Here is a 24436-nt window from a genome sequence, read left to right on the forward strand (position 1 = left end):
TTGACAGCAATGCATTTCTAAATTTACTATTTATATCAATTATTTGATTGATATGTATGAGTTCACGTGCAACGGCAGAGCAAATGTCACTGATACAAAAAACTTACGAAGGCTTTATCGGCCTCACAGAACAATCAACAAAATTTTCCTTCTGCCTGGCGCTCTCCAGCTTGGCTCTTTTTAGCGACCTGACTTTGGCAATAACCGGCAAAGGAAACTTGGCCGCTCTGCGACTGGATGATTTTGGAACATCCCTAAATATTGGCTATATAATTTTATTTATAATCGGATACTCGATTTTTATGTCGTGTTTTGTCAGCGTGACAAAGGTGATAGTTGATTGGTTTGCCATTTCGATTTTCATGATTTTTAAAATACCACTCATTCTACATGACCGCCCATCAAAATATTCCTATGTCAACGAAGATGAGCTTCTGGATTATGCTCAGAAAACTCAAGACAGCATAGCTTTTCAGATTCTAGAAAAGGAAAAGGAAACACACGAAAACGAACATTCCAACATGCAGAAGGCATCATACTTATCATTTTCGTGCTTAATCTTGATTTTTCTACACTTGATAATCCCAGAACAGCAGAGCTCCCTGAAAATCTCTTTTTGGAATAGCTTTTCTCTCGCTGATGAGCAGCACTCCTATATCAGCATTATAATCTCACAATTATTTCTCCTGGGAAGCCTAGCGTTAACCGTGCCCTGGATATTCAGTCTATTTTACTCACAGAGAACGCTCTGGATTAAATATCCAGCAGCAGCAAAATCTAATGAGAAATCCAACATTGAACTGTGAGAAATGATAATATAAAACAATAAATCTTAGCGTATATTAGTTATTTTTGGAGAAAATCATGACTAAAGTTGATATTTCAAAACTCAGCTACCAGGAACTCAAAGATTTAATGGAACAAGCTGAGAACGAAGTCGAAAATCGTAAGGAACAAGCGATTAAAGACCTTCGTGGAGAATTTGACCAGAAACTCCATGATGCCGGTTTCTCAATTCGTGAACTCTATCCTGAGATTTTCAAATTCTCTGGCACGACTTCGGTATCTAGCCCCAAAGCCAAACAGTCGATAACCCCCAAATATCGCAATCCAGATAACCATGATGAAACCTGGACTGGTCGTGGTCGCGTTATCGCTTGGGTGCTACGTGTAGCAGAGGAAAAGGGTGTATCTGTTGAAGATATCAAGAACGACCCTGAGTACCTGAATCCTGAGCATCCGAACTATGATGCCCATAAGGCAGAACATTAATCGCTCAACATAATGATCCAGATAACAATCGCCGTAACTTATTGGTTTTGAATATCTTTGCTCATTGGGAAAACTCATTTTCTTATTGACAACACCGTCAAAATAGATAGTCTATACTACGTATTTCTACGGGAAGGAGATAAGCATGAAACGACATATCGTTGGTGTTATCTAACATACACCCAAGACGAAAAGGCCCGTTCGCGGGCCTTTTCTATTTTGAACAATTGGTTGCGGGGGCAGGGAAATGATTGTTGTTCAAATAGTTTTTTTATTATCAGTTAGTATATTCTTCTTATACCAATTCTCCTTTTCTGAAGTTTTAGCATTTTTTGTAGAACAAAAGCTTGAAGCTATAACCGCAATAGTTCTCTTATTTATAGCCCCGCTATCAATTGTAGATATTTACGAGAGATCCACTAAGAATACTAGGAAAAGAATTAATAGCGCCAAATACATTTCCCCAATTATAATATTTTTGGGTGTAGCTGGATCTATCTACGTCTTCGAAAATAAAACTGCGTTTATCGCTTGCATTACCGCAAGTCTCGCGACCATAGGCTGGCTGTCCCAGAGGCAAGTCGCATTAGAAATCAGCCGAAAACAGCATACTCTAAATGTATTAACTCAAATGCGACACAGTGAGATTTTCAACAAACATCGAATAAATATTTTTAGCAGATATCCCCATACGCATCAAATACCAGACCAAGATGTTTCTCAAATAATGGACGAAAGATTAAACAAAGATAATTACTCTATAGGTGATGATTGTGACAAAATAAAATTCCCACTGGCTGAATCCATAATTTACGTCTGTAATTATTATGAGTTTCTGGCTTCAGCCATCAAAGAAGGTGATTTAGATGACGCCCTTATGCGGGAAACATTGGAGGATGTTTTCAAGTCAACATACAATAAACTCTCCCGTATAATATGCACGTATCGTGATAGTGACAACGAAGCATTCGAAAATTATTACTGGCTCGTCGAAGAGCATTGGAACAAGAAAAAAAAGAAAAATTTTCTAAGTGTGTTTTAATAATTTGAATAAACAAAGCGCATAAGACTGCATTCAATAGCTCACCCCACCAACATCTTCCTAACATCGTCATTGGTTGGATGTGTATATCTCATGAGCATATCAACGGATTTATGTCCTGACTGTCTCATGATGATTTTGAGGTTTGCTCCTTTGGCAACCATACGGCTTAGAGCTTCGTGTCTCAGGTCATGAATTCTCAGATTGCTGATTTCAGCCTCTCTGAGTGCCATTTTCCATCTGTACTCCACTTTGTCCTTATTCAAGCCAAAGATGTCACCAGAGAGCCTTAAATGAAGGTTTTGGATAGCATCTAATGCCTTGGGTGAGAGTATGACATCTCTGTTGGTGCCGTTCTTGGTATCCGGTAGGGATAAAACATCACCCTTAAGCCATGCTCGTTTGGCCCCAAGGATTTCTCCAAGTCTCATTCCGGTTTCCAGGGCAACTATGATGATAGCCTTCATTTCATGGCTATCATGCCCCTTCTCGATGGCTTCCATGAGACGATACTCTTCATCACCTTCAAGCCTTCTCTCACGGCCTGGAGCCGGTTTGGGCAAGCTATTCTTTCTTTGTCGTAATATCTCGACAGGATTTTCCAAACTGGAATAGCCCCAATCAAACTTGGCCACCTGAAACACATTGGACAGAATGAAAATTTCATTTCTGACGGTTGATGCTGCTTTGCCCTGCTTGAGCAATTCATCACGAATATCAGCAATGTCAGAAGATTTAATTTTATATAGAAATTTCTGCCCAATCAGATGAGCCATATATTTCTTGATACGACCGATTTCTTTATCATGCCCCTTCTTATGGACACTGACCTCTTTGAGGTATCGGTTCAGAACATCCTTAAACAAGGTATCCTGTTCTTTATCTTCATCAAGAAGCCTTGGATCTCTCCAAGAACCCAACTTCATTGAATCATGAGTGTGTCTTGCCCAAAACAGGGCATCTTTTTTACTATTAAAAGTTTTTGAGAAAGTTTTTGCATATACCTTATATGGGTAATCTTTCGGTACATTAATTGTGATTGTAAATTTACCTTTCCTCTTTCTGATACTTGCCATTATATTTTCCTTTTTTAATGTTTATTTAAAATTAATAAAAATAAATGCAAAAAGCAACAATATAACAACAAAACATATTAAGCTTCTGGCCCCCTTATATGCATTGGGTTTCAGAAATTACACCTGCCGGAGAATCCGATGTAGAGTATTTTACTTCATATAAAGGTGGGAAAAATCCAGCATATCATAGCTGATATTATTTATTTCCTCAGAATGCTTTTTCTGAAGTTTATCAATTCCATATTCCTCATTAACATCATTCAAAGAATGTCCCATGAATTTCCTCTGAACACCATAGGGCAAATCTGCACGCCTCATTGCGTCTTTGAAAGTATGACGGAAACTATGGAATGAAATAGCTTGTGTTTTTATTCCCGATTTATCAAGAAGATATGAAAACCTTTCAGCCATCAAGGTAGAATGCCTACCATACTTGTCTGCGTACCAATCGGGAAATAACTGCTCCGAATGGCTCTGACATTCTGATTTCCGTTTTTCTAAATAATCGAGAAAACCCATTTTAATTAATTCGTTATGAACTGGAACCAACCGAACTGACTTTTTGTTCTTGGTTCTCTTGTTTATTTCATCCAGTTCCTCTTCGCTGATATTCAAATCATAATCCAAAACATCTTCATAGGTATATTTATCCACGATATGGAAATGGGGCATATCATTATAATTGACAACATCCATGACAAGGAGTTGACCGATTTCACTTGAACGTGCTCCGGTAAATAATCCAATCAATATCCCCCAAAACTTAAAGTCCCTGATTGGATAATTCCCCGGTGTCATCCAGTTAACCGAATTCAGGCAGGAATGAAAAAGAGGAACGTTAAATATTTTAACAAGCTCTTCATTCTTGAATGACCTTTTAGGCTTTCTTCTGGTAGCTGTATAATCATATACTGGCTCCTCCAACTTAAAGTCATTCATTGGGTTATATTCCAATATTTTATGTTTTTTAATATAATCAAAAACAACCCTGATAGAGCTAGCATGCTTACCTTTAAATGTTTTCCATTTATAAGTGTCGTATTTTTGCCCATCAGGTAAATTGTCATTAACTTCAATTGCTTTCAGCGGATTACCTGACGCAATTTTCTGGTAGTCTAGCGGCACCCTCAGAAAGAGGGACTGATACTCTTCAAAGTCTGACAGTTTATATTCATGAACTGGTTTGTCCCCAACCAGACCTGTAAAGAGGCTTACCGCCCTTCGATATTGAGGCAGGCTATGGTCTAGAATTTTGCCTTTCTTGTTTTTTTCAACCTTATCAACAAAGTACATCAGCTTCTGGTTTGCCTCTGGATTTCTCTTTTTTATATCCAGTTTTCCGTCTTCAATTTCTTTCAGCTTTCTCTTTTCATATTTCAGGTCATCACCAACCTTTTCTAATTTTCTGGATTTCTGATTGCTGTAATATGTTTGCCGCTTGAGCTCCGCATCCTGAAGGACGTTCTGAAGATACAAATCGAGATTTTTCAACTCAACTATTCGTAGCTGCATTTCTGCTGAATATTCATCCATGATAATTTTCTGAGCCAGAATTTTAGCAAGCCCTTTATGCTTCTCATCAAGCATTTCTTCCAATTTGGCTTGGAGTTGTTCTTTCTCTGATTTGTCAGACATTCGTATCTCATCAAAAAACATCAACATGTGTCGAGATACGATAGCAGCCTTTCGCCTTGCACTGGAAGGTTCTGCTGTTCGCAATGCAATCTTGTAAGTCTGACGTTTTAGGTAAGGTTTGATGTCTTCTGGGATGCGGCAACGAAAATAATATCTGCCAGCAATCCTAACTACGTTTGTAGCCAATGACATAAGGAACACCTGATTGGTACACACAATAGGTACACAACCAACTTTGAACGTTCGTTAAGTCATTATAAAACAATGGAAAATCGATGGTGCCCCCGGGGAGAATCGAACTCCCACTCACTAAGTGAAACAGATTTTGAGTCTGCCGCGTCTACCAATTCCGCCACAGGGGCAGGCAATACGGGTGCATGTGCGCACCGTCCATCGACGGGCGGGATAATAGCTGTAAATTTCGCCGGGTCAATGGGGCTTTGTGCAAAAATGCGTTGCTACAAAGCCTGATAAACTGCGTCATTGCGATTGCGGGCAAAATGGGGTTTGATCTGGCCTGTTTTCAAGGCCAAGCGCCGCACTCCAACCGCAAACTTTATCGATAAGGCGTCCTTGCCGTGATCCGCAGCCTTTATGACTGGACCATGACCCTTGCCAGCCACCGTCATGCTGGCTGGGCATTATTTTTCATTGCCGCTATTGAAAGCTCTGTCTTTCCGATCCCACCAGATATTCTGCTGATCCCGATGATTATCGCAGCCCCGACGCGGGCCTGGCGTTATGCGCTGATCTGCCTTGTCGGATCAGTACTGGGCGGCTTGGTCGGGTATGGCATCGGCTTCTTCCTGTTTGAAACGGTTGGCCGTCCGGTGCTTGAGCTTTATGGCTATGCAGGCAAATTTGATCAGTTCCGCGACTATTATAATGAATGGGGTGCCTGGGCCGTCTTTATCGCAGGCGTAACGCCATTCCCCTATAAGGTGATCACGATTCTGTCGGGTGTGACCGCGCTTGATCCGATTGTCTTCACGATTGCATCGATCCTGGCGCGTGGCTTACGGTTCTTTGTTATCACAGCCCTTATCTGGAAATTCGGCCCGGTTATCCGCGACTTCATCGAAAAGCGACTGGGCCTCGTTTTCACCATATTTATCGTGGTTCTTGTTGGTGGGTTTGCCGCACTCAAGCTGATCCCGCATGGGTGATTCGCACCCAAAGTTTTATGGAAGAAGATAAACGGACCGTCTGATGTTCAAACTGCTGCGCCCCCGCTTCATCCCGGCCTTTCCGCCCCTCGCCCTGCTGTTGATTTCAGCGGGCAGCATCGGCTTTGCCTTTTATGCGCAATATGTCCAGAAGCTGCTGCCTTGTGTGCTGTGCCTGTATCAGCGCGTACCGTTCTATGTGGTTGCCGGTCTTTCGGTGATTGCACTTCTGCTCATCCGTTTTCCGGCGGCGGCACGGGCCGTGGTTTACCTGTGTGCCGCAACCTTCGCGGTTGGCACATTCATCGCGTTCTATCATGTTGGCGTACAGGAACTGTGGTGGGAAGGGCCTGCCATGTGTGGCGGGGTTCAAAGCGGGGCTGGATCGATTGCCGATCTCAAGGCGCAGTTGATGGCCCAACCGATCATTCGTTGTGACAAGATCGACTGGACCCTGTTTGGCATTACCATGCCGACGGTGAACGTCTTCTTCTCGGCAGCACTGACTGTTTTCTGCCTGATCGCACCATCGCGCTGGATGAAGAAATAACGGCGAATACTGCAGATCCCGCCCTGCTCAAGCTTTTCCCAAAGCCCGTCTGACACGTCAGGCGGTTTTTGCTTTTCCACACCTCGCCATTCAGGCGAACAATTGTTCAGGAATCCAACAATTCTTCGCCTGATAATGAGAATTGTTATTGTTTGCAGAAAAATCCCGGTTATATTGAGATCCATTCGCACCACCAACTTCCCTCTGCACGAAGGACCCCATTGTCGTGACTGCCATGGCATTCCATCCGCATATGACCAGCCGGATCGAAGGTATTTCCCTTCTTGATGAGCTGCGCTTCCGACGCTGGAACGCAGCGATCTCGGATCTGTGGCATGTCGAATGTGGCCCCCAGGCCGGGGGAACTTATACCTCGCAGGCACCAAGGTTGGTGGCGATCCTTGATTGCGTGGGTGATGGCCGGATTGAGGTAAGCTCGTCCGATAGCAAGCCCCAGCCAGAACGCCGCAGCCAAGGCTGCCTGTCCTATATTCCAGCCGGGATGGAGGTTTCGTCAAAGGTGCTTGGCGAATGCCGCTTGCGCCATCTCGATATCCATCTTGATGTCGATGCCCTTGAACACATGATGGGGCAAACGCTTGATCGCTCGGTTCTAGCAACCCCACGTATCGGGTTTTGCGACCCGCGTATAAATACGCTTGTGCGACTGCTTGCCGATGATCTCGAAAGCGATCACCCGAGCTCGCAGATTTATGGCGAAGGTCTGATCAGCGCTCTGACCGCAGCCCTTCTGCAACCGCGCGAAGTCATGGAACCGCAACGCAGACGCGGCAAACTGGCCCCCTATCACCTGCGGAAATCGGTCGACTATATTGAACAGAATTGCGGGCGGACCATCCGCCTTGATGAACTGGCGCAACTGACCGGTTTGTCGCAGTCCTATTTCTGCTCAGCCTTTCGCGAAAGCACCGGCATGCCGCCGCAACAGTGGCAGATGAAAGCCCGGGTCGAGCGGGCCAAAAGCCTGCTTAAGGATCGCGAAACACCGCTGGCGTCAGTCGCCCTTCGGGTTGGCTTTGCCGATCAGGCGCATTTAACACGTGTGTTCCGCAAAGTCGTTGGCACCACCCCCGGTGCCTGGCGCAAGGAACAGATCGCGTAAATTAAGCCAAAATCCGTTCAATACGCCGAAATCCGGTTCAATATTCCATCCCCCACCGCGTGATATCGAGTGGCCATCATCAGAGATGGCCCGCCGGTTCCCGCCCGACAGGTCGTCGTCAAAGACAACCGATACAGGGAATCCCAAATGCGTTTTACAGGACAGAAATTGTCTTCAACCCTTTTGCTGGGTACGGCACTGGCGCTGGTTTTTGCCGCCCCTCATTTTGCACTGGCGCAGTCCGCAGATGATGCGACAGCAAGCGAAGGCGAAACCACTAAAGCACTGATCATCGAAGGCGAAGCCACAGTCGAGGCCGGTGACCCAACCCCGCCGGCTTATGCGGGAGGACAGGTTGCCACCGGCACGCGTCTTGGTGCGTTTGGCAACAAGGACACCATGGACACGCCGATTGCTGCGACCGGCTACACCAGCGAGCTGATCAAGAACCAACAGGCACGCGACATTTCCGATGTGATGGATAACGACCCATCGGTGATCAACGGCAACGGATTTGGCACCTTTGCCAACCGCTTCACCATTCGTGGCTTTGACCTAAAATCTGACGACGTCTCTATTGACGGACTTTATGGCACTGCACCACGCCAGTCGGTCGCAATTGAAATGTTTGATCGTGTAGAAGTCATCAAGGGTGCTTCGGGCTTCTTGAATGGTATGGCACCTGGTGCCAGCGGGCTTGGGGGCAACATCAATCTTGTACCGAAACGGGCGGGAGATAGTCCTGTCACCAGCTTCACCGGTAGCTATGGCGCAACCAGCGAATTTGGTGGGCATTTTGATTTTGGTCGTCGCTTTGGTGCTGATGATCAGTTTGGCGTGCGCACCAATATCATGCACAGGGCCGGTGAAGCTTCCATCGAGGACGAAGATCGCGAAACCTCGCTTGGCTCAGTCGCCCTTGATTTTCGCGGTGACGACACTCGCATCACCTTTGATGCTGCTCTAAACAAGCTGCGTGTTGAGGAAGGCCGGCCGACCGTCAGGACCGGCACTTTGACTTCTTTACCTGATGCACCTTCCGGTTCGCACAACTTTGCCGCAGATGGCACCTATAGCGATCTCGAAGACAAGTTTGCTCAGCTCCGTTTTGAACATGACGCTACCGATAGCACGATGCTGTATACTGCTATCGGCGCACATAATTCCGATGAAATCGGTGATTATTCATCTGTCACTCTGACCGGTACGGATGGTTCAAGCAATTTCGGCAGTCTCGCCTCGGTTTATGAGCGCGATGATGTCAGCGGTGTTGCCGGAATTCGCCAGAAATTTGAAACCGGCCCGGTTAAACACGAACTAAATGCCGGAACAACAGCAATGTGGCAGGAAGAACGAACGAACTGGAGTTCCGGCTCTGACGTCGCGGGGAACATCTATAATAGTGGTCCGTCGACAGTTACCTTTGGCAATGCCGGAGATGCCGAACTCAACGCGCGCACCATCCTGACCAGCTACTTCATCGCCGACACCCTGAGCTTCATGGATGACAAAATCCATTTGACGGGCGGGGTCCGTCGACAGAATGTCAAATCACGCGGCTACGACGTCTCAACCGGAGCAAAAACCTCCAACTATGATTCTTCTGCCAACTCTCCGATGGTAGGGATTGTTGGCAATGTCACGGATCAAATTTCGCTTTATGCAAATTATATCGAAGGATTGGCAAAGGGCGAGACTGTTACCAGCAGCACGGCCGTCAACCGTGGCGAGGTTCTTGCCCCCTTCAAGACCGAGCAGATGGAGATCGGCGCGAAGTTTGACTTTGGCACCTTTGGCGGTGGTATTGCCCTGTTCCAGGCTGAAAAGCCATCGGCCTTCCTGAATTCCAGCAACGTCTATACCACCGACGGGGAACAGCGTAACCGTGGCCTTGAACTGACCGCATTCGGTGAGCCGGTTATTGGCACCCGCATTCTGGGCGGAATTACCTTTGTTGATGCTGAACTGACTAAAACCCAGAACGGCACCAACGATGGCAACACCGCACCGGGTGTCCCGGAATATCAGGCAACGCTTGGGGCTGAATATGACCTGCCATTCCTTGATGGTGCGACAGTGGGCGGTCGCCTGATCCATACCGCCTCGCAATATGTCAATACCGGCAACACGGTTGAAATTCCGTCCTGGACGCGGTTCGATATGAGCGCACGCTACGTGACGGAACTTTACGACTATCCGGTAACCTTCCGCGCCAATGTCGAAAACCTGACCGATAATGACTATTGGGAATCGGCCAGCACCGAATGGACGTATTTGACCGTTGGCAAGCCGCTAACCGCGACGTTCTCCCTGACTGCGGATTTCTGATCATCTGACGATCTTGGCGACGTGTTCGCCAAACACAGCAAAGCCGACGGTGATATCGCCGTCGGCTTTTTCTTTGGTTTGTGTCGGCCTGAAACCGTCTGCCTAGAAGTCGTATTCCAGTTCGGTATCCCAGTATAAAAAATCCCGCCAACTTTCATGAAGATAGTTTGGCGGGAAACGGCGTCCTGTGGTCTGGAGTTCGTGCATCGAGGGCTGTCCCGGCGTCCTGCGCAGTCGCAGGCCCGCCTCGCGCACCGATCGACTGCCCTTATAAAGGTTACAGTCAGAACAGGCTGTGACGATGTTTTCCCAGTTCGTGCGGCCGCCGCGCGCACGCGGAATAACATGATCAAAGGTCAGCTCGTTGGTCGGCAGGCGATCGCCGCAATACTGGCAGGAAAATTCATCCCGCAAAAAGACGTTGAACCGGGTAAAGGCCGGGCTGCTTTTGAGCGGGACATATTCCTTGAGCGAGATAACGCTGGGCAGGCGCATTTTAAAGGATGGGGAACGTACTTCGCGGTCGTATTCGGAAAGAACATCGACGCGTTCAAGAAAGACCGCCTTGAGCGTATCTTGCCAGGACCAAAGAGACAGCGGGAAGTAGCTCAACGGCCGAAAGTCGGCGTTAAGAACAAGTGCCGGACACGCATTGGGCGATAAATGCATACCATCCGCTCCACCGTGTTTACCGAGTCGCTAGCTTTATTTAGCAGGTCCGGGAATCGCTGTTGATGAACATATCATGACGTTTCACCAAACCGGGCGACACGGCGACGTAAACCACTGATAGAGCAAAGTATAGAGCAAATTTCCAAAAGCGCAAAGCCCGTGTTCCGCCGAGTCGCGTTTCATCCCGCGCCATCGTTGCGCAACCCTTGGAACCCCTAGGCATATGCGATACTGCCCGGCACAAAAAAAGCCGCCCGACCCTGTCTGGCAGCATGGATTATGCGTCACAACTGACGCAACCGATTACGGTGACCTGGAAAAACGAAAGGCCCGCTAAAAAGCGAGCCTTCGTAAATTCTGTCTGTAAAGCAGAAGCCTGAATTAGGCAGCTTTTGCTTCAACAGCTTTGGCGACCTGGCGTTTGATTTTCACCAAATCTGCCGGCAGCTTTGCATTTGCAGTGCTGAGCAGATATGCATCCAGACCACCACGTTTTTCGATGGTGCGGACAGCATTGGTGGTCAGACGCAGACGCACCGAACGACCGAGCGACTCACTAAGCAGCGAGGTCGGCTGCAGGTTCGGGAGGAAACGACGTTTGGTACGATTGTGGGCGTGGCTCACATTCATGCCGACCAAAACGCCTTTGCCGGATACCGGGCAGCGACGTGCCATGACCTGATCTCCTGGTCTATAAATTCGCAAAAGGACGCTTGGCCTGAACATGCAGGCCCGCGCTTGGAAGCGGGTTAATACTGCCTATGACCAATGTCGTCAAGCCTTCATCAACCGAAAACCGCGACAAAAACGCTTATCCGAGCGGTTTTGGCGATAATCCGTGGTTTGGGCCGGTATTTGCCCAACTCAACCGCACGGAATCTTTGGCTTTTCAAACCGGGGCGACAATAACAAAGACCCGATTTACAGGCAATTGCGCGCGTTCGACCCATTTATCACGACCGATTCTCCGCACATATATATAATGTCATCGCCTTTGCGCCCCCATGCGCATTCAATCTGCATCCTTTATTGATACGGATCAAAACGCATACGTGCACAGCATGCTAGGTTCGACACCATGAGTTAAAAAATCCGTTTCGGGAGCATGACGGGACATGGAATTCAAATCAGATAGCAAAGTTTCTCTGCCGCTTTTGGGCATTCTGCTGGTCGCTGTAATTGGCTTGGCACTTTACCTTGCCGGTTATGTTCTTGCCGCACTCGGCGTTCCGGTCGCGTCCTTCTGGATTTATGTCGCGCTGGCGCTTGTGCCGGTCAGCTTCCTTGTACTGATCGATTTTAGCCGCTGATTCTGCCTCCCCCCGCAGAACAGTACTGAGACGGCCTGCCACTTGTTGCGACAGGCCGTTTTTTTTTGCGCGCATTTCAAATACGCGATCAGGCTGGCTGGTCGGGCTCGTTTTTCCAGTGAATGTCACGACAGGGGATCTGGCCCGGTCTGGCAAAGAAGTATCCCTGATAGGCATCAACCCCCATCGCCATCAGCTCGGCGCGCTGCTCGGACGTCTCGATCCCCTCGGCAATGACCTTGAGCCCGAAGCGATGGGCAATCAGGATCGCCCCCTCGATCACGACACGAGCATTCTCGTCCATCGACAAGACAAAGGACTTGTCGATCTTGACCGCATCAATGCGGATTTCATGCAGGCGCGACAGGGACGAATAGCCGGTCCCGAAATCATCAATATAGATTTCGATCCCCATATTGTGCAGCTGATCGAGCACGGTGGCGATCTGAGCTGTCTGGCGTTTTTCGAAAATTGATTCGGTCACTTCCAGAACAAGCCGACCCGATGCCAGCCCGGTATCGGTCAGAACCCGTGACACCATATGGGCGAAGTTCGGCATGACGATCTGGCGGATCGAAACGTTAATCGCGATCTTTGTGCTTTCCGGGATGTCGGCATCGTCCTGTATGGTTCGGCAGGCCTTGCGCATGCACCATTCGCCGATATCGACAATCAGTGCACTTTCCTCGGCAATCGGGATGAATTCATCGGGCACGACAGGCCCTAGAACGGCACTGTTCCAACGCAAAAGCGCCTCATAGGCGATGATGTCGCCTGTATGGGCATCAATGACCGGCTGGTATTCAATATCAAACTCGTCAGCACTCATGGCGCGTCTAAGCGCCTGCGTAACACTCAGACGACGTTCCTGCTCAAGCAGCAGCGTCTTGTCGTAGCTGTGCACACTGCCCCGCCCGGAACGCTTGACCTCGGCCGCGGCAAGGTCGGCCCAATGGATCAGCTCGGAGATTGACGGGTTCCGGCCAGAGGAAAAGGCAACCCCGGTACTAAACCCGACATGTAGCGTATGGCCGACAATATTGATCGGCTGGCTAACCGCTTCCTGGGCCTGTTCGACAACGGTTTCGACCAGAGGATGAAGTTCGGCACTTGATGCGGCCAGAACGATCAGGAATTCATCGCCGCCCCAGCGCCCCAATGCGTGATGATCATCCACACATTCACTAAGCCGCATACTCACAGATCGCAAAACTTCATCGCCGATTGCGTGACTAAGGCCATCATTGATCTGCTTGAACCGGTCGAGATCGATGAACAAAACCGCGTAATCCAATAACGCGTCCGAGCGCTTCTTGCGCTCGAACCAGGCAACAATCCCGTCACGGTTCAGCACCCCGGTCAGGGCATCATGCTCCACCAGGTTTTGCAGTTCTTCGGTGCGCTGCTCTACACGTGCTTCAAGAGTGGCGTTCCAGTCTTCGGTAATCCGGTTCTTCTGTTTGAGGTCCTCAATCAGGCCCTGGTTTTGATGTTTGAGGACGAAGGATCGGAACAAAACCGCGTGATTGTTGCGATGGGTAACCAGCATCACCAACAGGAACACCAGCGCCAAAGCGGACAGGATGTAGTTCGCATCCCCCATCACCGACAAAATCACCGCTGGTGGTAACAGCAACGCACACAGATAAAACCGCCCGACGAGAAACACCGGGGCCAAAATACCCGTGGCACCACCCGCCATGCCGGCAATGATGATCATGGTCAGAAACTGGCTTTCGCCCTGGACGGCGGGGATTTCAATCACGCCGACCACAGACCACAACAGACCGGTGACGATCACCCCGATCTGATAGCGAAAACGCCATTTACGCAGGAGCTCAGAAGAGAGCTCCGTACTGTTTTCGCGCGTCAGGTGATAAAGATAGCCGCCCCAAAGGCGAACACAGCAAATCACGGTGACGACCAGAAGCCAGATCACGGTTTCAGCGCGCAAATCACCGCGCAGCCAGAACATCGCAACCATGCTGACCCCGGCGGCCAGATTGACGAGAATATTTGCCCAATTATTGCGATAGGCGAGATCAAGCAGGTCGCGCTGAACCTTTCCGGCCAATTCTTCGCCGGTATTTATCTCTATGCCCGGGTCGAGAACGCGTTTACCGATCCTCCTGACCAAGCCAGCGTTTTTTTTCATCTGGTCTTGTGCCTCTGACATCGTCCTACGATCAACATATCCTATACATAGGTAATAACCTAAGCCAACGGGAATATGTCTGATCCGTCATATTGCGCAGGAATACCCGCCCCAAGAATGCCGGGTCAAAACTGATCGGCCAGTTTGATGACATCTTCGGGTGCAAGCCCCTCCTCACGCATCGCGCGCAGGGTTTTGGATTTGTCACGCTTGGCAAAGCGTTTGCCGTCCGGGCCGGTCAAAAGCCCGTGATGATGATATTCCGGCACGTCATAGCCCAGAAGTTCCTGCAACAGGCGATGCAGATGGCTGGCAAAGAACAGGTCTTCACCACGGGTCACAAGGGTGATGCCCTGCAAGTCATCATCATGGGTGACGGAAAGATGATAACTGGTCGGGGTGTCCTTGCGCGCGAGCACCACATCACCAAAGATTTCCGGTGTCGCGATCTGTTTGCCGGCAGCCCTGTCAAACCAGGTCAGCTCGCACCCCACCCGTTTGATCGCAGCGGCCATATCAAGACGCAGCGCATAGCTTTCCCCCGCTGCAATGCGATCTTCGCGTTCAGATGATGAACAATGCCGACAGGTGCCGGGATAAAGCGCACCATCGGGGCCGTGCGGCGCATTACCGATACGTTCAATTTCAGCCTGAATGTCCTTGCGCGTGCAGAAGCATGGATACAGCAATTCCATGTCGGACAAGCGATCCAGCACCGTCTGATAATCGGCAAAATGGTCGGACTGCACCCGGACCGGCTGTTCCCATTCAAGCCCAAGCCAGGCAAGGTCTTCATAGATCGCATCAAGATATTCCGGGCGACACCGGGTCTGATCGATATCTTCGATCCGCAAAAAAAAACGGCCATCCGGCCCGGCCTGTTTTGCAGAAAACAAGGCAGAGGCCGCATGGCCGAGATGAAGATATCCGGTCGGGCTGGGTGCAAAGCGGGTGATGGTGGTCATCCTCGATACACCTTGGCCTTTACCAGCGGTCGCGGTCACCCGCGGCGTGATCACGGGCCTGCGCGGTATCGGCAGGCACATGACGCATCGGGCGTTTTGGCGGGCGTGCGCCTTCCTCGTCAAACAGGTCGGAAAGTTCGCGCAACATGGTGCCACCGAGCTCTTCCGGATCGTTGATCGTCACCGCACGACGGTAGTAGCGCGTTACGTCATGACCGATACCAATCGCCAGCAATTCGACCGGTGATCTGGTTTCAATCCATTCGATCACTTCACGTAGATGGCGTTCCAGATAATTTCCGGAGTTCACCGAAAGGGTCGAATCATCGACCGGCGCACCATCGGAAATCACCATCATGATCCGGCGTTGTTCGCTCCGCGCCAGAAGACGTTCATGCGCCCAAAGCAGTGCTTCGCCATCGATGTTTTCCTTAAGCAGCCCTTCGCGCAGCATCAGGCCAAGGTTCTTGCGCGCCCGACGCCACGGCGTATCGGCGGCCTTATAGATGATATGACGCAGATCGTTGAGGCGACCGGGTTTCGGCGGCTTGCCTGCCTCGACCCAGCTTTCACGCGACTGACCACCTTTCCACTGGCGGGTGGTGAAGCCCAGAATTTCGACCTTCACCCCGCAACGTTCCAGCGTGCGCGCCAGAATGTCTGCCGACAGGGCTGCAATCGTGATCGGACGACCGCGCATGGAGCCGGAATTATCGATCAGAAGCGTCACCACCGTATCGCGGAAATCGGTGTCCTGTTCCTGCTTGAATGACAGCGAAGTCGACGGCGTGGAAACGATACGTGCAAGCTTTGCGGCATCGAGAATGCCTTCTTCAAGGTCGAAGTCCCAACCGCGGTTTTGCTGCGCCATCAGGCGACGTTGCAGACGGTTGGCAACGCGTGACACCACGTTCTGAAGATTGGCGAGCTGCTTATCAAGCATCGCACGCAGACGAGACAGTTCAAGATTTTCGCACAGATCATCTGCCGTGACGACCTCGTCAAACTCACGCGTGAACGGCTCGTAACCGCGCTCGACCGGCTCGTTGCGGCCGTCAAACTCTGGCTGCTCGCCCGGGCCGGCAGGCTTTTCTTCCTGCGACATGGCTTCAAGCTGCTGATCATCGATGTCGCCTTCGCCAGCCTCGGCTTCTTCGGAACCGGCATCGGTTTGATCATCGCTGCCATCAGGATCTGAATCGTCATTCTGGCCCTGTTGGCCGCCCTGACTTTCCATGTCTTCCTGATCGGGATCGTTTTCGCCTTCCTGCTGATCTTCGTCCTCGCCTTCCTGTTCGGGCGGAGCATCATCAAGGTCGTCTTCAAGCGACAGGTGATCGAGCAATTTGCGCATACCGCGCGCAAAGGCATCCTGATCATCCATGACATCACGAAGATTGGTCAGGTCAGAACCGGCGTTTTCTTCGATATGCGAGCGCCACAAATCAATCAGCGGCCCGGCAGATTCAGGCGCCTTTTCACCGGTAAAGATTTCACGCGCCAACATCCCGATCGCATCAGCAAACGGGGCGTCATCGCGTGATGTCACACGGTGATAGTTCTTGGCGTGGCAATCCTGTTCGGCATGATCGCGCAAGTTCTTGCGCACACCGGGGAAATAGCGTGATCCCACCGCCTCGACACGGGCGGTTTCAAGCGCATCGTAAACAGCCTGAGCCTCGGCCGTTTCGGGCATGCGCTTGGCGTGCAGGGCCGCGTCATGGTGGCGCATCTTAAGCGCCCAGCCATCGGCAATGCCGCGCAGATCGGCGACTTCATCCTTGGGCATGGCCTGTTTGGGCATTGGCAAACGCACATGTTCACCGTAGCCCCCCGGACGCCCGCCTTTGACAAAGCCGACTTCCAGATCATTGCGCCCGGCAAGCGCACGAAACGTCGCTGCCGTACCGCGCAAGAAGCCGGAAAGAGCCTCATCATTCTTCATTGCACTACTCGCTTGTGGAACCAGTTCACCAATCTGTTTGAGGGTCACGCCTTAGCGGACCATCACATTGATGGCTTCCTCGGGCAGTTCTTCGCCAAAGCAACGCTGGTAGTATTCCGCCAGGATCGGACGTTCGACTTCATCGCAACGGTTTAAGAACGTTACGCGGAAGGCATAGGAAACGTCGCCAAAGATCTTGGCGTTTTCGGCAAGCGTAATGACGGTACGCGGGCTCATAACGGTGGAAATATCACCGGCAACAAAGCCCTGACGCGTCAGGTTGGCAAGGGCAACCATGGCCTCGATCTTCTGACGGCCTTCGGCGTCATCGAATGCCGGAACCTTGGCAGCGATGATGTTGGTTTCATCTTCGACCGACAGATAGTTCAGTGTCGCGATGATCGACCAACGGTCCATCTGCGCCTGGTTGATCTGCTGGGTGCCATGATAGAGGCCCGTGGTATCGCCAAGACCAACCGTGTTTGACGTCGCAAACAGGCGGAAATGCGAATGCGGGTGGATGACCTTGTTCTGATCAAGCAGGGTCAGCTTGCCATCAACTTCCAGAACGCGCTGAATAACGAACATCACATCCGGGCGACCGGCATCATATTCATCAAACACCATCGCGACCGGACGTTTGAGCGCCCACGGCAGAATGCCCTCGCGGAATTCGGTGATCTGTTTGCCATCGCGGAGCACAATCGCATCCTTGCCGATCAGGTCGATACGGCTGATATGGCTATCAAGGTTCACACGCACGCACGGCCAGTTAAGGCGTGCGGCCACCTGTTCGATATGGGTCGATTTACCGGTGCCGTGATAACCCTGGATCATCACGCGGCGGTTATAGGCAAAGCCCGCCAGGATCGCCAGCGTCGTGTCGCGGTCAAAGCGATAGGTTGGGTCAATCGCCGGTACATGTTCGCTACCCTGGCTAAAGGCCGGGACGTCCATATCAACATCGATCCCGAACGTTTCACGCACGGAAATGGTGGTATCGGGTGTATCGAGCGGATGTTCAGCTGCTACACCGCTCGCTTCGTAACCTTGGCTCATAAGTACTCGCGCATTTTTCGGACCGGCGCTGGTGGCGCGGTCGTTTCGTTAAACTTGCTCATTAATAGCGGTTATGGCGCATCACACAAAGGGAAGATGCGCAAAAAATCTCTATTATCGCAAAAGGTTTACTCGATAAGACCTAACCGGTACGCAAACTGCAACCAGATAGACCGGTTTTCATCGAATTTCGCAGAAAATTAGCCGGGAAACTAAAGCGTCACCCGCGCTTCGAGATCACGGATGTACTGGGTAAGCGACGTATAGGCCGCACTGATACGCTTGAAGCGTTCCTCGGCCGCCTTGTCCCCCCCATTGGCATCGGGATGGTACTTTTTGGAAAGCGCCTTGTATTTGGCCTTGAGCTCATCGCGGGTAAACGGCCAGCCGAGATCAAGTGTTGCCATCGCCTGTTGCTGTTCGGCAGGCATGCCAAGTGCGCCAGCACGGCGTTGGGATTCTTCGGTTTTGCGTTGGCGTTCTGCGCGCGCCTTGTCCTCGGCGCCGGGGCCATGGTGGGTTTGATCGCCGTCTTCGTTAAAGAAGCCGAACCCGTCCTTGAATTTGAAATTGAACGGTTTTTTCGAACCACGGATATGGCCGAACTGCCAGGTCGGGCGTTGCCAGTGGGTATCGCGACGCATGTCGCTTTCGATATCCTCGGCCTTCATGCCTTCGTAATAGTTCCAGGACTTGTTGTATTCGCGGACATGTTCGAGACAGAACTTGTAGTAGTCGCGCAACTTGCGATCCTTGGGCGCACGGAATTCCCCATGCCCGTCACATTCCGGCCAGTCACATGCCGGCAGAACGGGTTCATTGTGGTAAAGCGTCTTGCGCTTGTTGCGGTGTCCTCGGTTCATTTGCGTCTATATGTTCTGAAAATTCGATGCGCGCAATATCATACGGGCGCTTTAAATGCGATAAAAGGCTTGAAAAACGGCCATCGCGTGACAGAACTTGTTCGCACGCATCAAATTCGCAGCTCATTGCGAACATCACCATAGAACAGAGGCCCTTACCATGCAGGTCGCCAATCAGATCCGTGACATCCTGACCGAACAATTCGCCCCGGTCGAACTACAGATCAATGATGATTCCTCCAAACATGCCGGTCATGCCGGTGCAGACCCGCGCGGCGAGTCCCATTTTTCCGTTCTTGTGGTGTCCGATAAATTCGAAGGCGAGAACCGGGTTAACCGCCAGCGCCTTGTTTACGGCGCGCTTGATGCGTTGCTCAAGGACCGGGTTCATGCGCTTGCACTGAAAACCATGACACCCGCGGAATACGAAGCCGCCATTGCCACCAAAAACAATTAATCACAATTCCACATAGTGAAATCAACCTAGACGTTCATTCCGATTAGGCGCAATGCTTATGAACAAGCCGTGCGGATATGGAAATTCGCGCGGCACGGATGCCGGTCAATGGCATCCGCTACAATCGGGAGGACTACGTAATGACGAAACGCCTTCTAGTGGCGAGCATTGCGCTTGCCATGTCCGGTACCGCCTATGCGCAAGCACCTGCTCCGGACAATCTTGAAAAACTCTCAAGCTTCCAATCAACCGGGACAACAGAATTCACCGTCATCGAACAGGGCGGGGATTATGCCGAGGGGATCAAAAAGACCCTTGAACGCATCAAGCTTCCTGACGGGTTCAAGATCGGTCTGTATGCCATTGTCCCCGATGCCCGCCATATCGCAGTCGGCCCCCAAGGGGTCGTGACCTTTGTCGGCACGCGCAAGGACAAGGTCTGGGCCGTAACCGACCGTAACAAGGACCGGGTCGCCGACGAGGTAAAGGACTTTGCCCCGTCGCTACGCTTTGCCATTCCCAATGGTCCGTGTTTCTCGTCCGACGGGTTCCTGTATATCGCCGAACAGAACCGCGTTCTGGTATTCCCGGCAGCCGAGTTCTTCTATGAAAGCCCGGATGTTGCGGCCTTTAACGTGGTCAAGCAGGGTGACCTGATCCCACCGACTGAGGAAAGCTATAACCATACCGCGCGTGTCTGCAAAATCGGCCCGGACGGGAAACTTTATATCTCGCTCGGTCAGCCGTTTAACGTGGCACCGGAAGACAAGCTTGATCTGTATCGCGAAGTCGGGATTGGCGGCATCATCCGCATCAATACCGATGGCACCGCCCGCGAAGTCTATACATACGGGGTGCGGAACTCCGTTGGTCATGACTTCCATCCGGTCACGGGTGAGCTGTGGTGGACCGATAACCAGGTTGATGGCATGGGCGATGATATCCCGCCCGGTGAAATCAACCGTCAGACCGCCGCGGGCCAGCATTTTGGCCATCCTTGGTATGGCGGCGGTGATGTCCGTACCAACGAATATGCCGATCAGGAAGTGCCTTATGACGTGGTCATGCCAGCGGTTGAAACCGTGGCCCATGCCGCCGACCTTGGCATGAGCTTCTATACCGGCAAGATGTTCCCAGCCATTTACAAGAACGCGATCTTCTCGGCCCAGCACGGGTCGTGGAACCGCACCACCCCGGTCGGCGCACGCGTGATGGTGACCTTCATCGATGACGAAGGCAATGCCACCACCGAACCGTTTGCCGAAGGCTGGATTGACGAGAACGAGGAATATCTTGGTCGTCCGGTCGATGTTGCCCAATTGCGTGATGGTTCGATCATTGTTTCCGATGATCTGGCCGGTGCGCTGTATCGCATCTGGTACGAGGGCAATTGATGCGCATAGCTTTGATCGCACTCCTCGGCGGGCTTTTGTCCGCCGGGGTGTTTCCTGTGGCAGCACAAAATGCCGCTGCACCTGATCCCGAAATGCTCAAGGATGGACGCAAGGTGGCGGGCATGTGCCGCACCTGTCACGGTCTTGACGGATTGGCGCGCATTCCGATTGCCCCGCATATCGGGGGCGAGCCTGTCGATTACCTGATTGCGCAGTTAAAGGCGTTCAAGTCCGGGGCGCGTGAACATGAAATGATGACGGTGGTGGCGGGAAGCCTTTCTGATGATCAGATCGAGGTTGTCGCACACTGGTTCAATCATTTTGAAGCTACCGGCACCCTGCCCGCCAACACGTCCGAGGATGACGCCCCGGAGCTTTGTGTTGGCTGCCATAGTGCGAACGGGATTTCGACGCTTGAAGATGCCCCCAATCTGGCGGGGGAAACCAACATCTATATCGAAACGCAGCTTAAGGCGTTTCGTAATGGCAAACGGGTGCATGACATCATGACACCGATTGCCAAGGACCTGACGGATGCCGAAATGCAGGCTGCTGCAGACTGGTATAGCAATATCGACATCAAGATCACTGAGCCGTCCGGCAATTAGTCCGGACGGTTTTCTCAACCTAATCCGGGATCTTAACTTTCAGGGCGAAGGGCGGCGGACACATTCAGTCCGACCGTAAGGGCCGCCAATGTCCGGCCGGTATCGGGATCAATCACCGGCACGGTGATTTGCGACAGAAACGCGCGGGTTGAGGCATCATACCAGATATCGGTGATCAGGGCCTGATCGCGATTGATGCTTTCGACCATCTGGAACTGGGTTTCGTCGCTCTGATCGAAATCCGATGTCAGGCGGCTCATGCCAACGATCTCGCCGTGTGTGTCAAAGACAAAGGCCTCGGCCACCTTATCGCCGACACTTGTCTGGAAAACGCGCAGATACTCCGAAAGCTCATTACCAAGAATTTCGGCTGCGGTTGCGCTTGTCTCCCCATTTCGGGCCATTGCCTTCCATTCTGCATCGGTCAGGCGTTTATCATCGGCTGTCGGGTGGATCATCCCGGCAAGTTGATCCTGAACATGGGCGACAAGTTCCGGCGAATTTGCGAACTGACGCACGATGGGCAATTGCGCCTGTTCGATGGCATCGCGTTCCCACGGCTCCAGATGCATCGGACGAGTTTCACAAAATTCCAAAACGGCATTGAGTTCATCGAGCATATCGGGAAAAGCCGAGACATAGCTTTTGGAAAAATAAACAACCAGCGGTGCATAGCGTTCGAACTGCACCATGAATTTTTCCGCGCCCAATCCCAGTTCGTTGCGGGCAATTTCAAAGCTGTGCTTATCAACAAGGGCATATTCGACACGACCAGCGGCGACCTGACCGACAAGCGACGCAATCGAAGGGACGCGCATGACATCGTTATAACCCTGCTCGCCCAGCCATTCGGCCTCGTTCGAGCCCAGAATGGCGCCGACGGTGGTAAAATCACCGGGCTTGGGCCGGCGACTGACGCGCGGGTCATCGGACTTGATCGAGGATGAAACCCACACCCATTTTTCCAGTGCAAGCGGATTGGTCGCCACCGCATACTCGTCCATGGCATCACTGATGCGCGCCAAGAAGAACCCGTCCGCCTTGCCATTGCGCACCATTTCGCGGTTTCTCTGGCGCGGCGCAATCGCAAGGCCATAGCCAACCCCGATCCGTTCGAACACACAATTCAGCACCGAAACGGAATAGCCGCTCAGCATGCCGTTTTGCAGTTCCTGATAGGGGGGATGCAGGTTGGTTTGAGGATCAGAAAACTGTCCTGACTATCGATATCGGCCTGACCTTCTTCTGCTTGTGGCGAAGGAAGATCGTGGGCCTGAAGGGCGGGTGCAAAAAGCATCACCGCACTGATCAGGAAAAGCACCAATGCCGCGCCAACACCCGGGCGCAACCGGCCTTCCCAACCATTCTTGTTGTTTGTTGTTTTGGACTTTCCATCCCGGCGCAACATGGTCATGGGTCACCTGACAAATACACGTTACGGACAGTTCTGATATTGGTCCGCGCAAATGCACTTGCAAGATACCGGGATCGGGAGGCCGCCCTATTTGTCGCCGGTATAGAAATCCGGCGAGATACGCTTGACCGCCGGCCCGTCACTGCGCCAGCCGTGGCAGGTATTGATCAACGGATTACGACGGGGCGGCTTGGTGTCATTTTCTTCCGGCGCCTCAAGGGATTCCTTGGCGAGGATCGGAAAGATCGTCTGAAACGCCGTGGTCGCAACCGGCCCCATCAATTCATTGAGATGCGTACAGCCATGCACGCCACCGGTCCGCTCGCGGATCTGTTTGCGCAGACCCGGGCCGAGTTTCAAACCAATCAGATTTTCATAGTTGGGTGCGATCGCATCACAGGCCGAAAACGGGGCATATTCCATTTCAGCCTCGACCGCGCGGATGACAAGATCATCACCAACCGTGACGCGGATCCACATGCCATGGACCGGCTCCCCCGCCGGGATTTCGCCGCGGTCGTGATTGGTAAAGCCATAGGTCTTGATATCGGTGATGTGACCTTCAATGTCCCACAGGCCGTCTGCGCGGCGGAACCCCTGACAGGTCACTGTGCGGGTGTGAATATGTTCGCGTTCTGCGGGGCGGGACAATGGCATGGGACTCTCTCCTTTACGTAAACGTAAAGACGTTCACCTGCACGCTGTCAAGTCGCAAAAGCGTTTCCGGTTATTCCAGCCACCCGTTCAGGCCCGCATTCCTGCCCCTGAATAACGCCCGGAATTCCACACAGGCCAAAGGCCCGAAGGAGTTTCCCTTCAGGCCAATGACATATCACACACCTGGAAATCGGTTGGTCAGGCTACGCCGTAATCAGATCCGAAGATGAATTTTTCGCGTTCGCGGACATCTTCTTCAAGCTGGCGTTTGACGACATTAAACAGGTCCCGGATCGACACCATGCCGACAACCTTGTCCCCATCGACCACCGGCAAGTGACGGTATCGCCGCGCACTCATCAGATCGAGTGCGCTCATGGCCGAGTCATCGGGACCAAGCGTATCAGGGTCTGCTGTCATGACCTTGGAGAGCGGCACCGATGCCGCATCCAGCCCCTTGGCGACCACGCGGTTGACAAGGTCACGCTCGGTAAAAATTCCGGCTAGTCTTGCGTTGTTGTCGACGATGATGACCGCGCCAATCTTGCGTTCACTCATCATATTGACGGCGTCCATCACTGAATCGGCGGGGTTGAGTGTCGCGATGGATTGTTCCTGGACCACACCCGGTACAATTTTCGTATCCATGCATCTCTCTCTGCAGGTTGCTGTTGCCACATGCCCAAACCCGATCAGATTATCTGGTTTCACACTGACAAACGTCAGATTGAAGTGACGTCTGTGG

At 51.5% G+C, this 24436-nt stretch carries 24 protein-coding genes and 1 tRNA gene; 11 read left to right on the top strand and 14 right to left on the bottom strand.

The window, feature by feature from the left end; translation table 11 throughout:
* Positions 1 to 56: 56 nt before the first annotated feature.
* The 3 genes from UF64_RS02925 (at position 57) to UF64_RS02935 (ending at position 2314) form a co-directional block, all read left to right on the top strand.
* Positions 57 to 806: a hypothetical protein gene (locus tag UF64_RS02925; protein WP_044827115.1), complete on the top strand. Its 750-nt coding sequence runs from the start codon at positions 57 to 59 to the stop codon at positions 804 to 806.
* A 58-nt stretch (positions 807 to 864) separates the two neighbouring features.
* Complete coding sequence (locus UF64_RS02930) at positions 865 to 1272, top strand: H-NS family nucleoid-associated regulatory protein (protein ID WP_052657425.1); 408 nt, start codon at positions 865 to 867, stop codon at positions 1270 to 1272.
* 247 nt (positions 1273 to 1519) lie between these two features.
* A complete protein-coding gene (locus tag UF64_RS02935) occupies positions 1520 to 2314 on the top strand; it encodes a DUF4760 domain-containing protein (RefSeq protein ID WP_044827116.1) in 795 nt (264 codons plus the stop codon).
* A gap of 41 nt (positions 2315 to 2355) precedes the next feature.
* On the opposite strand, the gene UF64_RS02940 is transcribed toward UF64_RS02935, so the two are convergent.
* The 3 genes from UF64_RS02940 to UF64_RS02950 all read right to left on the bottom strand — a co-directional run bounded on the left by UF64_RS02940 (position 2356) and on the right by UF64_RS02950 (position 5387).
* Entirely contained in the window at positions 2356 to 3390 is a 1035-nt protein-coding gene (locus tag UF64_RS02940) for a site-specific integrase (protein WP_052657426.1), read from the bottom strand.
* A 150-nt stretch (positions 3391 to 3540) separates the two neighbouring features.
* A complete protein-coding gene (locus UF64_RS02945) occupies positions 3541 to 5217 on the bottom strand; it encodes a site-specific integrase (protein WP_082049476.1) in 1677 nt (558 codons plus the stop codon).
* Between the two features lie 84 nt (positions 5218 to 5301).
* A tRNA-Leu gene (locus UF64_RS02950) sits at positions 5302 to 5387 on the bottom strand.
* 216 nt (positions 5388 to 5603) lie between these two features.
* Between UF64_RS02950 and UF64_RS02955 the strand changes: the two genes are divergently transcribed.
* The 4 genes from UF64_RS02955 (at position 5604) to UF64_RS02970 (ending at position 10192) form a co-directional block, all read left to right on the top strand.
* Positions 5604 to 6191 carry a YqaA family protein gene (locus tag UF64_RS02955; protein WP_044827118.1) on the top strand — a complete coding sequence of 196 codons (588 nt, stop codon included), beginning with the start codon at positions 5604 to 5606 and terminating at the stop codon, positions 6189 to 6191.
* A gap of 43 nt (positions 6192 to 6234) precedes the next feature.
* Positions 6235 to 6741 carry a disulfide bond formation protein B gene (locus UF64_RS02960; RefSeq protein WP_044827119.1) on the top strand — a complete coding sequence of 169 codons (507 nt, stop codon included), beginning with the start codon at positions 6235 to 6237 and terminating at the stop codon, positions 6739 to 6741.
* Positions 6742 to 6976: 235 nt separating this feature from the next.
* Positions 6977 to 7864 carry an AraC family transcriptional regulator gene (locus UF64_RS02965; RefSeq protein WP_044827120.1) on the top strand — a complete coding sequence of 296 codons (888 nt, stop codon included), beginning with the start codon at positions 6977 to 6979 and terminating at the stop codon, positions 7862 to 7864.
* Between the two features lie 168 nt (positions 7865 to 8032).
* Positions 8033 to 10192, top strand: coding sequence for a TonB-dependent siderophore receptor (locus UF64_RS02970; RefSeq protein ID WP_161794592.1), 2160 nt, complete (start codon positions 8033 to 8035; stop codon positions 10190 to 10192).
* Positions 10193 to 10294: 102 nt separating this feature from the next.
* On the opposite strand, the gene UF64_RS02975 is transcribed toward UF64_RS02970, so the two are convergent.
* Together UF64_RS02975 and rpmB are read right to left on the bottom strand one after the other, a co-directional pair.
* Positions 10295 to 10861: an HNH endonuclease gene (locus UF64_RS02975; protein WP_044827121.1), complete on the bottom strand. Its 567-nt coding sequence runs from the start codon at positions 10859 to 10861 to the stop codon at positions 10295 to 10297.
* A 384-nt stretch (positions 10862 to 11245) separates the two neighbouring features.
* Positions 11246 to 11539 (bottom strand): 50S ribosomal protein L28, encoded by a 294-nt coding sequence (rpmB, locus tag UF64_RS02980; protein ID WP_008889909.1) that lies wholly within the window; start codon positions 11537 to 11539, stop codon positions 11246 to 11248.
* A 440-nt stretch (positions 11540 to 11979) separates the two neighbouring features.
* Between rpmB and UF64_RS02985 the strand changes: the two genes are divergently transcribed.
* Entirely contained in the window at positions 11980 to 12174 is a 195-nt protein-coding gene (locus UF64_RS02985; protein ID WP_044827122.1) for a hypothetical protein, read from the top strand.
* An 88-nt stretch (positions 12175 to 12262) separates the two neighbouring features.
* Here UF64_RS02985 and UF64_RS02990 read toward each other — a convergent pair whose 3' ends face one another.
* From UF64_RS02990 to UF64_RS03010, 5 genes are all read right to left on the bottom strand, one after another.
* Positions 12263 to 14329, bottom strand: coding sequence for a bifunctional diguanylate cyclase/phosphodiesterase (locus UF64_RS02990; protein WP_235284942.1), 2067 nt, complete (start codon positions 14327 to 14329; stop codon positions 12263 to 12265).
* Positions 14330 to 14454: 125 nt separating this feature from the next.
* Positions 14455 to 15294: a tRNA glutamyl-Q(34) synthetase GluQRS gene (gluQRS, locus tag UF64_RS02995; protein WP_044827124.1), complete on the bottom strand. Its 840-nt coding sequence runs from the start codon at positions 15292 to 15294 to the stop codon at positions 14455 to 14457.
* Positions 15295 to 15313: 19 nt separating this feature from the next.
* Positions 15314 to 17239, bottom strand: a complete 1926-nt coding sequence (gene cobT, locus UF64_RS03000) for a cobaltochelatase subunit CobT (protein WP_044827125.1) — start codon at positions 17237 to 17239, stop codon at positions 15314 to 15316.
* A gap of 51 nt (positions 17240 to 17290) precedes the next feature.
* Positions 17291 to 18298: a cobaltochelatase subunit CobS gene (gene cobS, locus UF64_RS03005; protein WP_044827126.1), complete on the bottom strand. Its 1008-nt coding sequence runs from the start codon at positions 18296 to 18298 to the stop codon at positions 17291 to 17293.
* 212 nt (positions 18299 to 18510) lie between these two features.
* Complete coding sequence (locus UF64_RS03010; RefSeq protein ID WP_044827127.1) at positions 18511 to 19161, bottom strand: DnaJ domain-containing protein; 651 nt, start codon at positions 19159 to 19161, stop codon at positions 18511 to 18513.
* A gap of 160 nt (positions 19162 to 19321) precedes the next feature.
* Here UF64_RS03010 and UF64_RS03015 point away from each other — a divergent pair, with 160 nt between their 5' ends.
* The 3 genes from UF64_RS03015 to UF64_RS03025 all read left to right on the top strand — a co-directional run bounded on the left by UF64_RS03015 (position 19322) and on the right by UF64_RS03025 (position 21620).
* Positions 19322 to 19618 carry a BolA family transcriptional regulator gene (locus UF64_RS03015; protein WP_044827128.1) on the top strand — a complete coding sequence of 99 codons (297 nt, stop codon included), beginning with the start codon at positions 19322 to 19324 and terminating at the stop codon, positions 19616 to 19618.
* Between the two features lie 140 nt (positions 19619 to 19758).
* Positions 19759 to 21012 carry a sorbosone dehydrogenase family protein gene (locus tag UF64_RS03020; protein ID WP_044827315.1) on the top strand — a complete coding sequence of 418 codons (1254 nt, stop codon included), beginning with the start codon at positions 19759 to 19761 and terminating at the stop codon, positions 21010 to 21012.
* Complete coding sequence (locus UF64_RS03025) at positions 21012 to 21620, top strand: c-type cytochrome (protein ID WP_044827129.1); 609 nt, start codon at positions 21012 to 21014, stop codon at positions 21618 to 21620. Before UF64_RS03020 ends, UF64_RS03025 begins: the two co-directional genes overlap by 1 nt.
* Positions 21621 to 21652: 32 nt before the next feature.
* On the opposite strand, the gene UF64_RS03030 is transcribed toward UF64_RS03025, so the two are convergent.
* The 4 genes from UF64_RS03030 to UF64_RS03040 all read right to left on the bottom strand — a co-directional run bounded on the left by UF64_RS03030 (position 21653) and on the right by UF64_RS03040 (position 24339).
* Complete coding sequence (locus UF64_RS03030; RefSeq protein ID WP_052657428.1) at positions 21653 to 22777, bottom strand: hypothetical protein; 1125 nt, start codon at positions 22775 to 22777, stop codon at positions 21653 to 21655.
* A complete protein-coding gene (locus UF64_RS19570) occupies positions 22771 to 23034 on the bottom strand; it encodes a hypothetical protein (protein ID WP_052657429.1) in 264 nt (87 codons plus the stop codon). Before UF64_RS19570 ends, UF64_RS03030 begins: the two co-directional genes overlap by 7 nt.
* A gap of 87 nt (positions 23035 to 23121) precedes the next feature.
* Positions 23122 to 23691: a DUF2889 domain-containing protein gene (locus tag UF64_RS03035; RefSeq protein ID WP_044827130.1), complete on the bottom strand. Its 570-nt coding sequence runs from the start codon at positions 23689 to 23691 to the stop codon at positions 23122 to 23124.
* Between the two features lie 198 nt (positions 23692 to 23889).
* Entirely contained in the window at positions 23890 to 24339 is a 450-nt protein-coding gene (locus UF64_RS03040) for a CBS domain-containing protein (protein ID WP_044827131.1), read from the bottom strand.
* Between the last annotated feature and the right edge of the window lie 97 nt (positions 24340 to 24436).

Origin of the sequence: Thalassospira sp. HJ (assembly GCF_000948415.1) — a bacterium.
Classification (GTDB): Bacteria; Pseudomonadota; Alphaproteobacteria; order Rhodospirillales; family Thalassospiraceae; genus Thalassospira.

Excerpts from the sequence above, each read along its gene's own strand:
- UF64_RS02940 (WP_052657426.1), bottom strand. The coding sequence starts at position 3,390 with ATGGCAAGTATCAGAAAGAGGAAAGGTAAATTTACAATCACAATTAAT.
- UF64_RS03030 (WP_052657428.1), bottom strand. The coding sequence starts at position 22,777 with ATGCTGAGCGGCTATTCCGTTTCGGTGCTGAATTGTGTGTTCGAACGG.
- UF64_RS02965 (WP_044827120.1), top strand. The coding sequence starts at position 6,977 with ATGGCATTCCATCCGCATATGACCAGCCGGATCGAAGGTATTTCCCTT.
- UF64_RS02985 (WP_044827122.1), top strand. The coding sequence starts at position 11,980 with ATGGAATTCAAATCAGATAGCAAAGTTTCTCTGCCGCTTTTGGGCATT.
- UF64_RS03035 (WP_044827130.1), bottom strand. The coding sequence starts at position 23,691 with ATGCCATTGTCCCGCCCCGCAGAACGCGAACATATTCACACCCGCACA.
- UF64_RS02960 (WP_044827119.1), top strand. The coding sequence starts at position 6,235 with ATGTTCAAACTGCTGCGCCCCCGCTTCATCCCGGCCTTTCCGCCCCTC.
- UF64_RS03020 (WP_044827315.1), top strand. The coding sequence starts at position 19,759 with ATGACGAAACGCCTTCTAGTGGCGAGCATTGCGCTTGCCATGTCCGGT.
- UF64_RS19570 (WP_052657429.1), bottom strand. The coding sequence starts at position 23,034 with ATGACCATGTTGCGCCGGGATGGAAAGTCCAAAACAACAAACAACAAG.
- cobS (WP_044827126.1), bottom strand. The coding sequence starts at position 18,298 with ATGAGCCAAGGTTACGAAGCGAGCGGTGTAGCAGCTGAACATCCGCTC.
- cobT (WP_044827125.1), bottom strand. The coding sequence starts at position 17,239 with ATGAAGAATGATGAGGCTCTTTCCGGCTTCTTGCGCGGTACGGCAGCG.
- UF64_RS03015 (WP_044827128.1), top strand. The coding sequence starts at position 19,322 with ATGCAGGTCGCCAATCAGATCCGTGACATCCTGACCGAACAATTCGCC.
- UF64_RS03025 (WP_044827129.1), top strand. The coding sequence starts at position 21,012 with ATGCGCATAGCTTTGATCGCACTCCTCGGCGGGCTTTTGTCCGCCGGG.
- UF64_RS02935 (WP_044827116.1), top strand. The coding sequence starts at position 1,520 with ATGATTGTTGTTCAAATAGTTTTTTTATTATCAGTTAGTATATTCTTC.
- rpmB (WP_008889909.1), bottom strand. The coding sequence starts at position 11,539 with ATGGCACGTCGCTGCCCGGTATCCGGCAAAGGCGTTTTGGTCGGCATG.
- UF64_RS03010 (WP_044827127.1), bottom strand. The coding sequence starts at position 19,161 with ATGAACCGAGGACACCGCAACAAGCGCAAGACGCTTTACCACAATGAA.
- UF64_RS02930 (WP_052657425.1), top strand. The coding sequence starts at position 865 with ATGACTAAAGTTGATATTTCAAAACTCAGCTACCAGGAACTCAAAGAT.
- UF64_RS02925 (WP_044827115.1), top strand. The coding sequence starts at position 57 with ATGAGTTCACGTGCAACGGCAGAGCAAATGTCACTGATACAAAAAACT.
- gluQRS (WP_044827124.1), bottom strand. The coding sequence starts at position 15,294 with ATGACCACCATCACCCGCTTTGCACCCAGCCCGACCGGATATCTTCAT.
- UF64_RS02975 (WP_044827121.1), bottom strand. The coding sequence starts at position 10,861 with ATGCATTTATCGCCCAATGCGTGTCCGGCACTTGTTCTTAACGCCGAC.
- UF64_RS02945 (WP_082049476.1), bottom strand. The coding sequence starts at position 5,217 with ATGTCATTGGCTACAAACGTAGTTAGGATTGCTGGCAGATATTATTTT.
- UF64_RS03040 (WP_044827131.1), bottom strand. The coding sequence starts at position 24,339 with ATGGATACGAAAATTGTACCGGGTGTGGTCCAGGAACAATCCATCGCG.
- UF64_RS02990 (WP_235284942.1), bottom strand. The coding sequence starts at position 14,329 with ATGAAAAAAAACGCTGGCTTGGTCAGGAGGATCGGTAAACGCGTTCTC.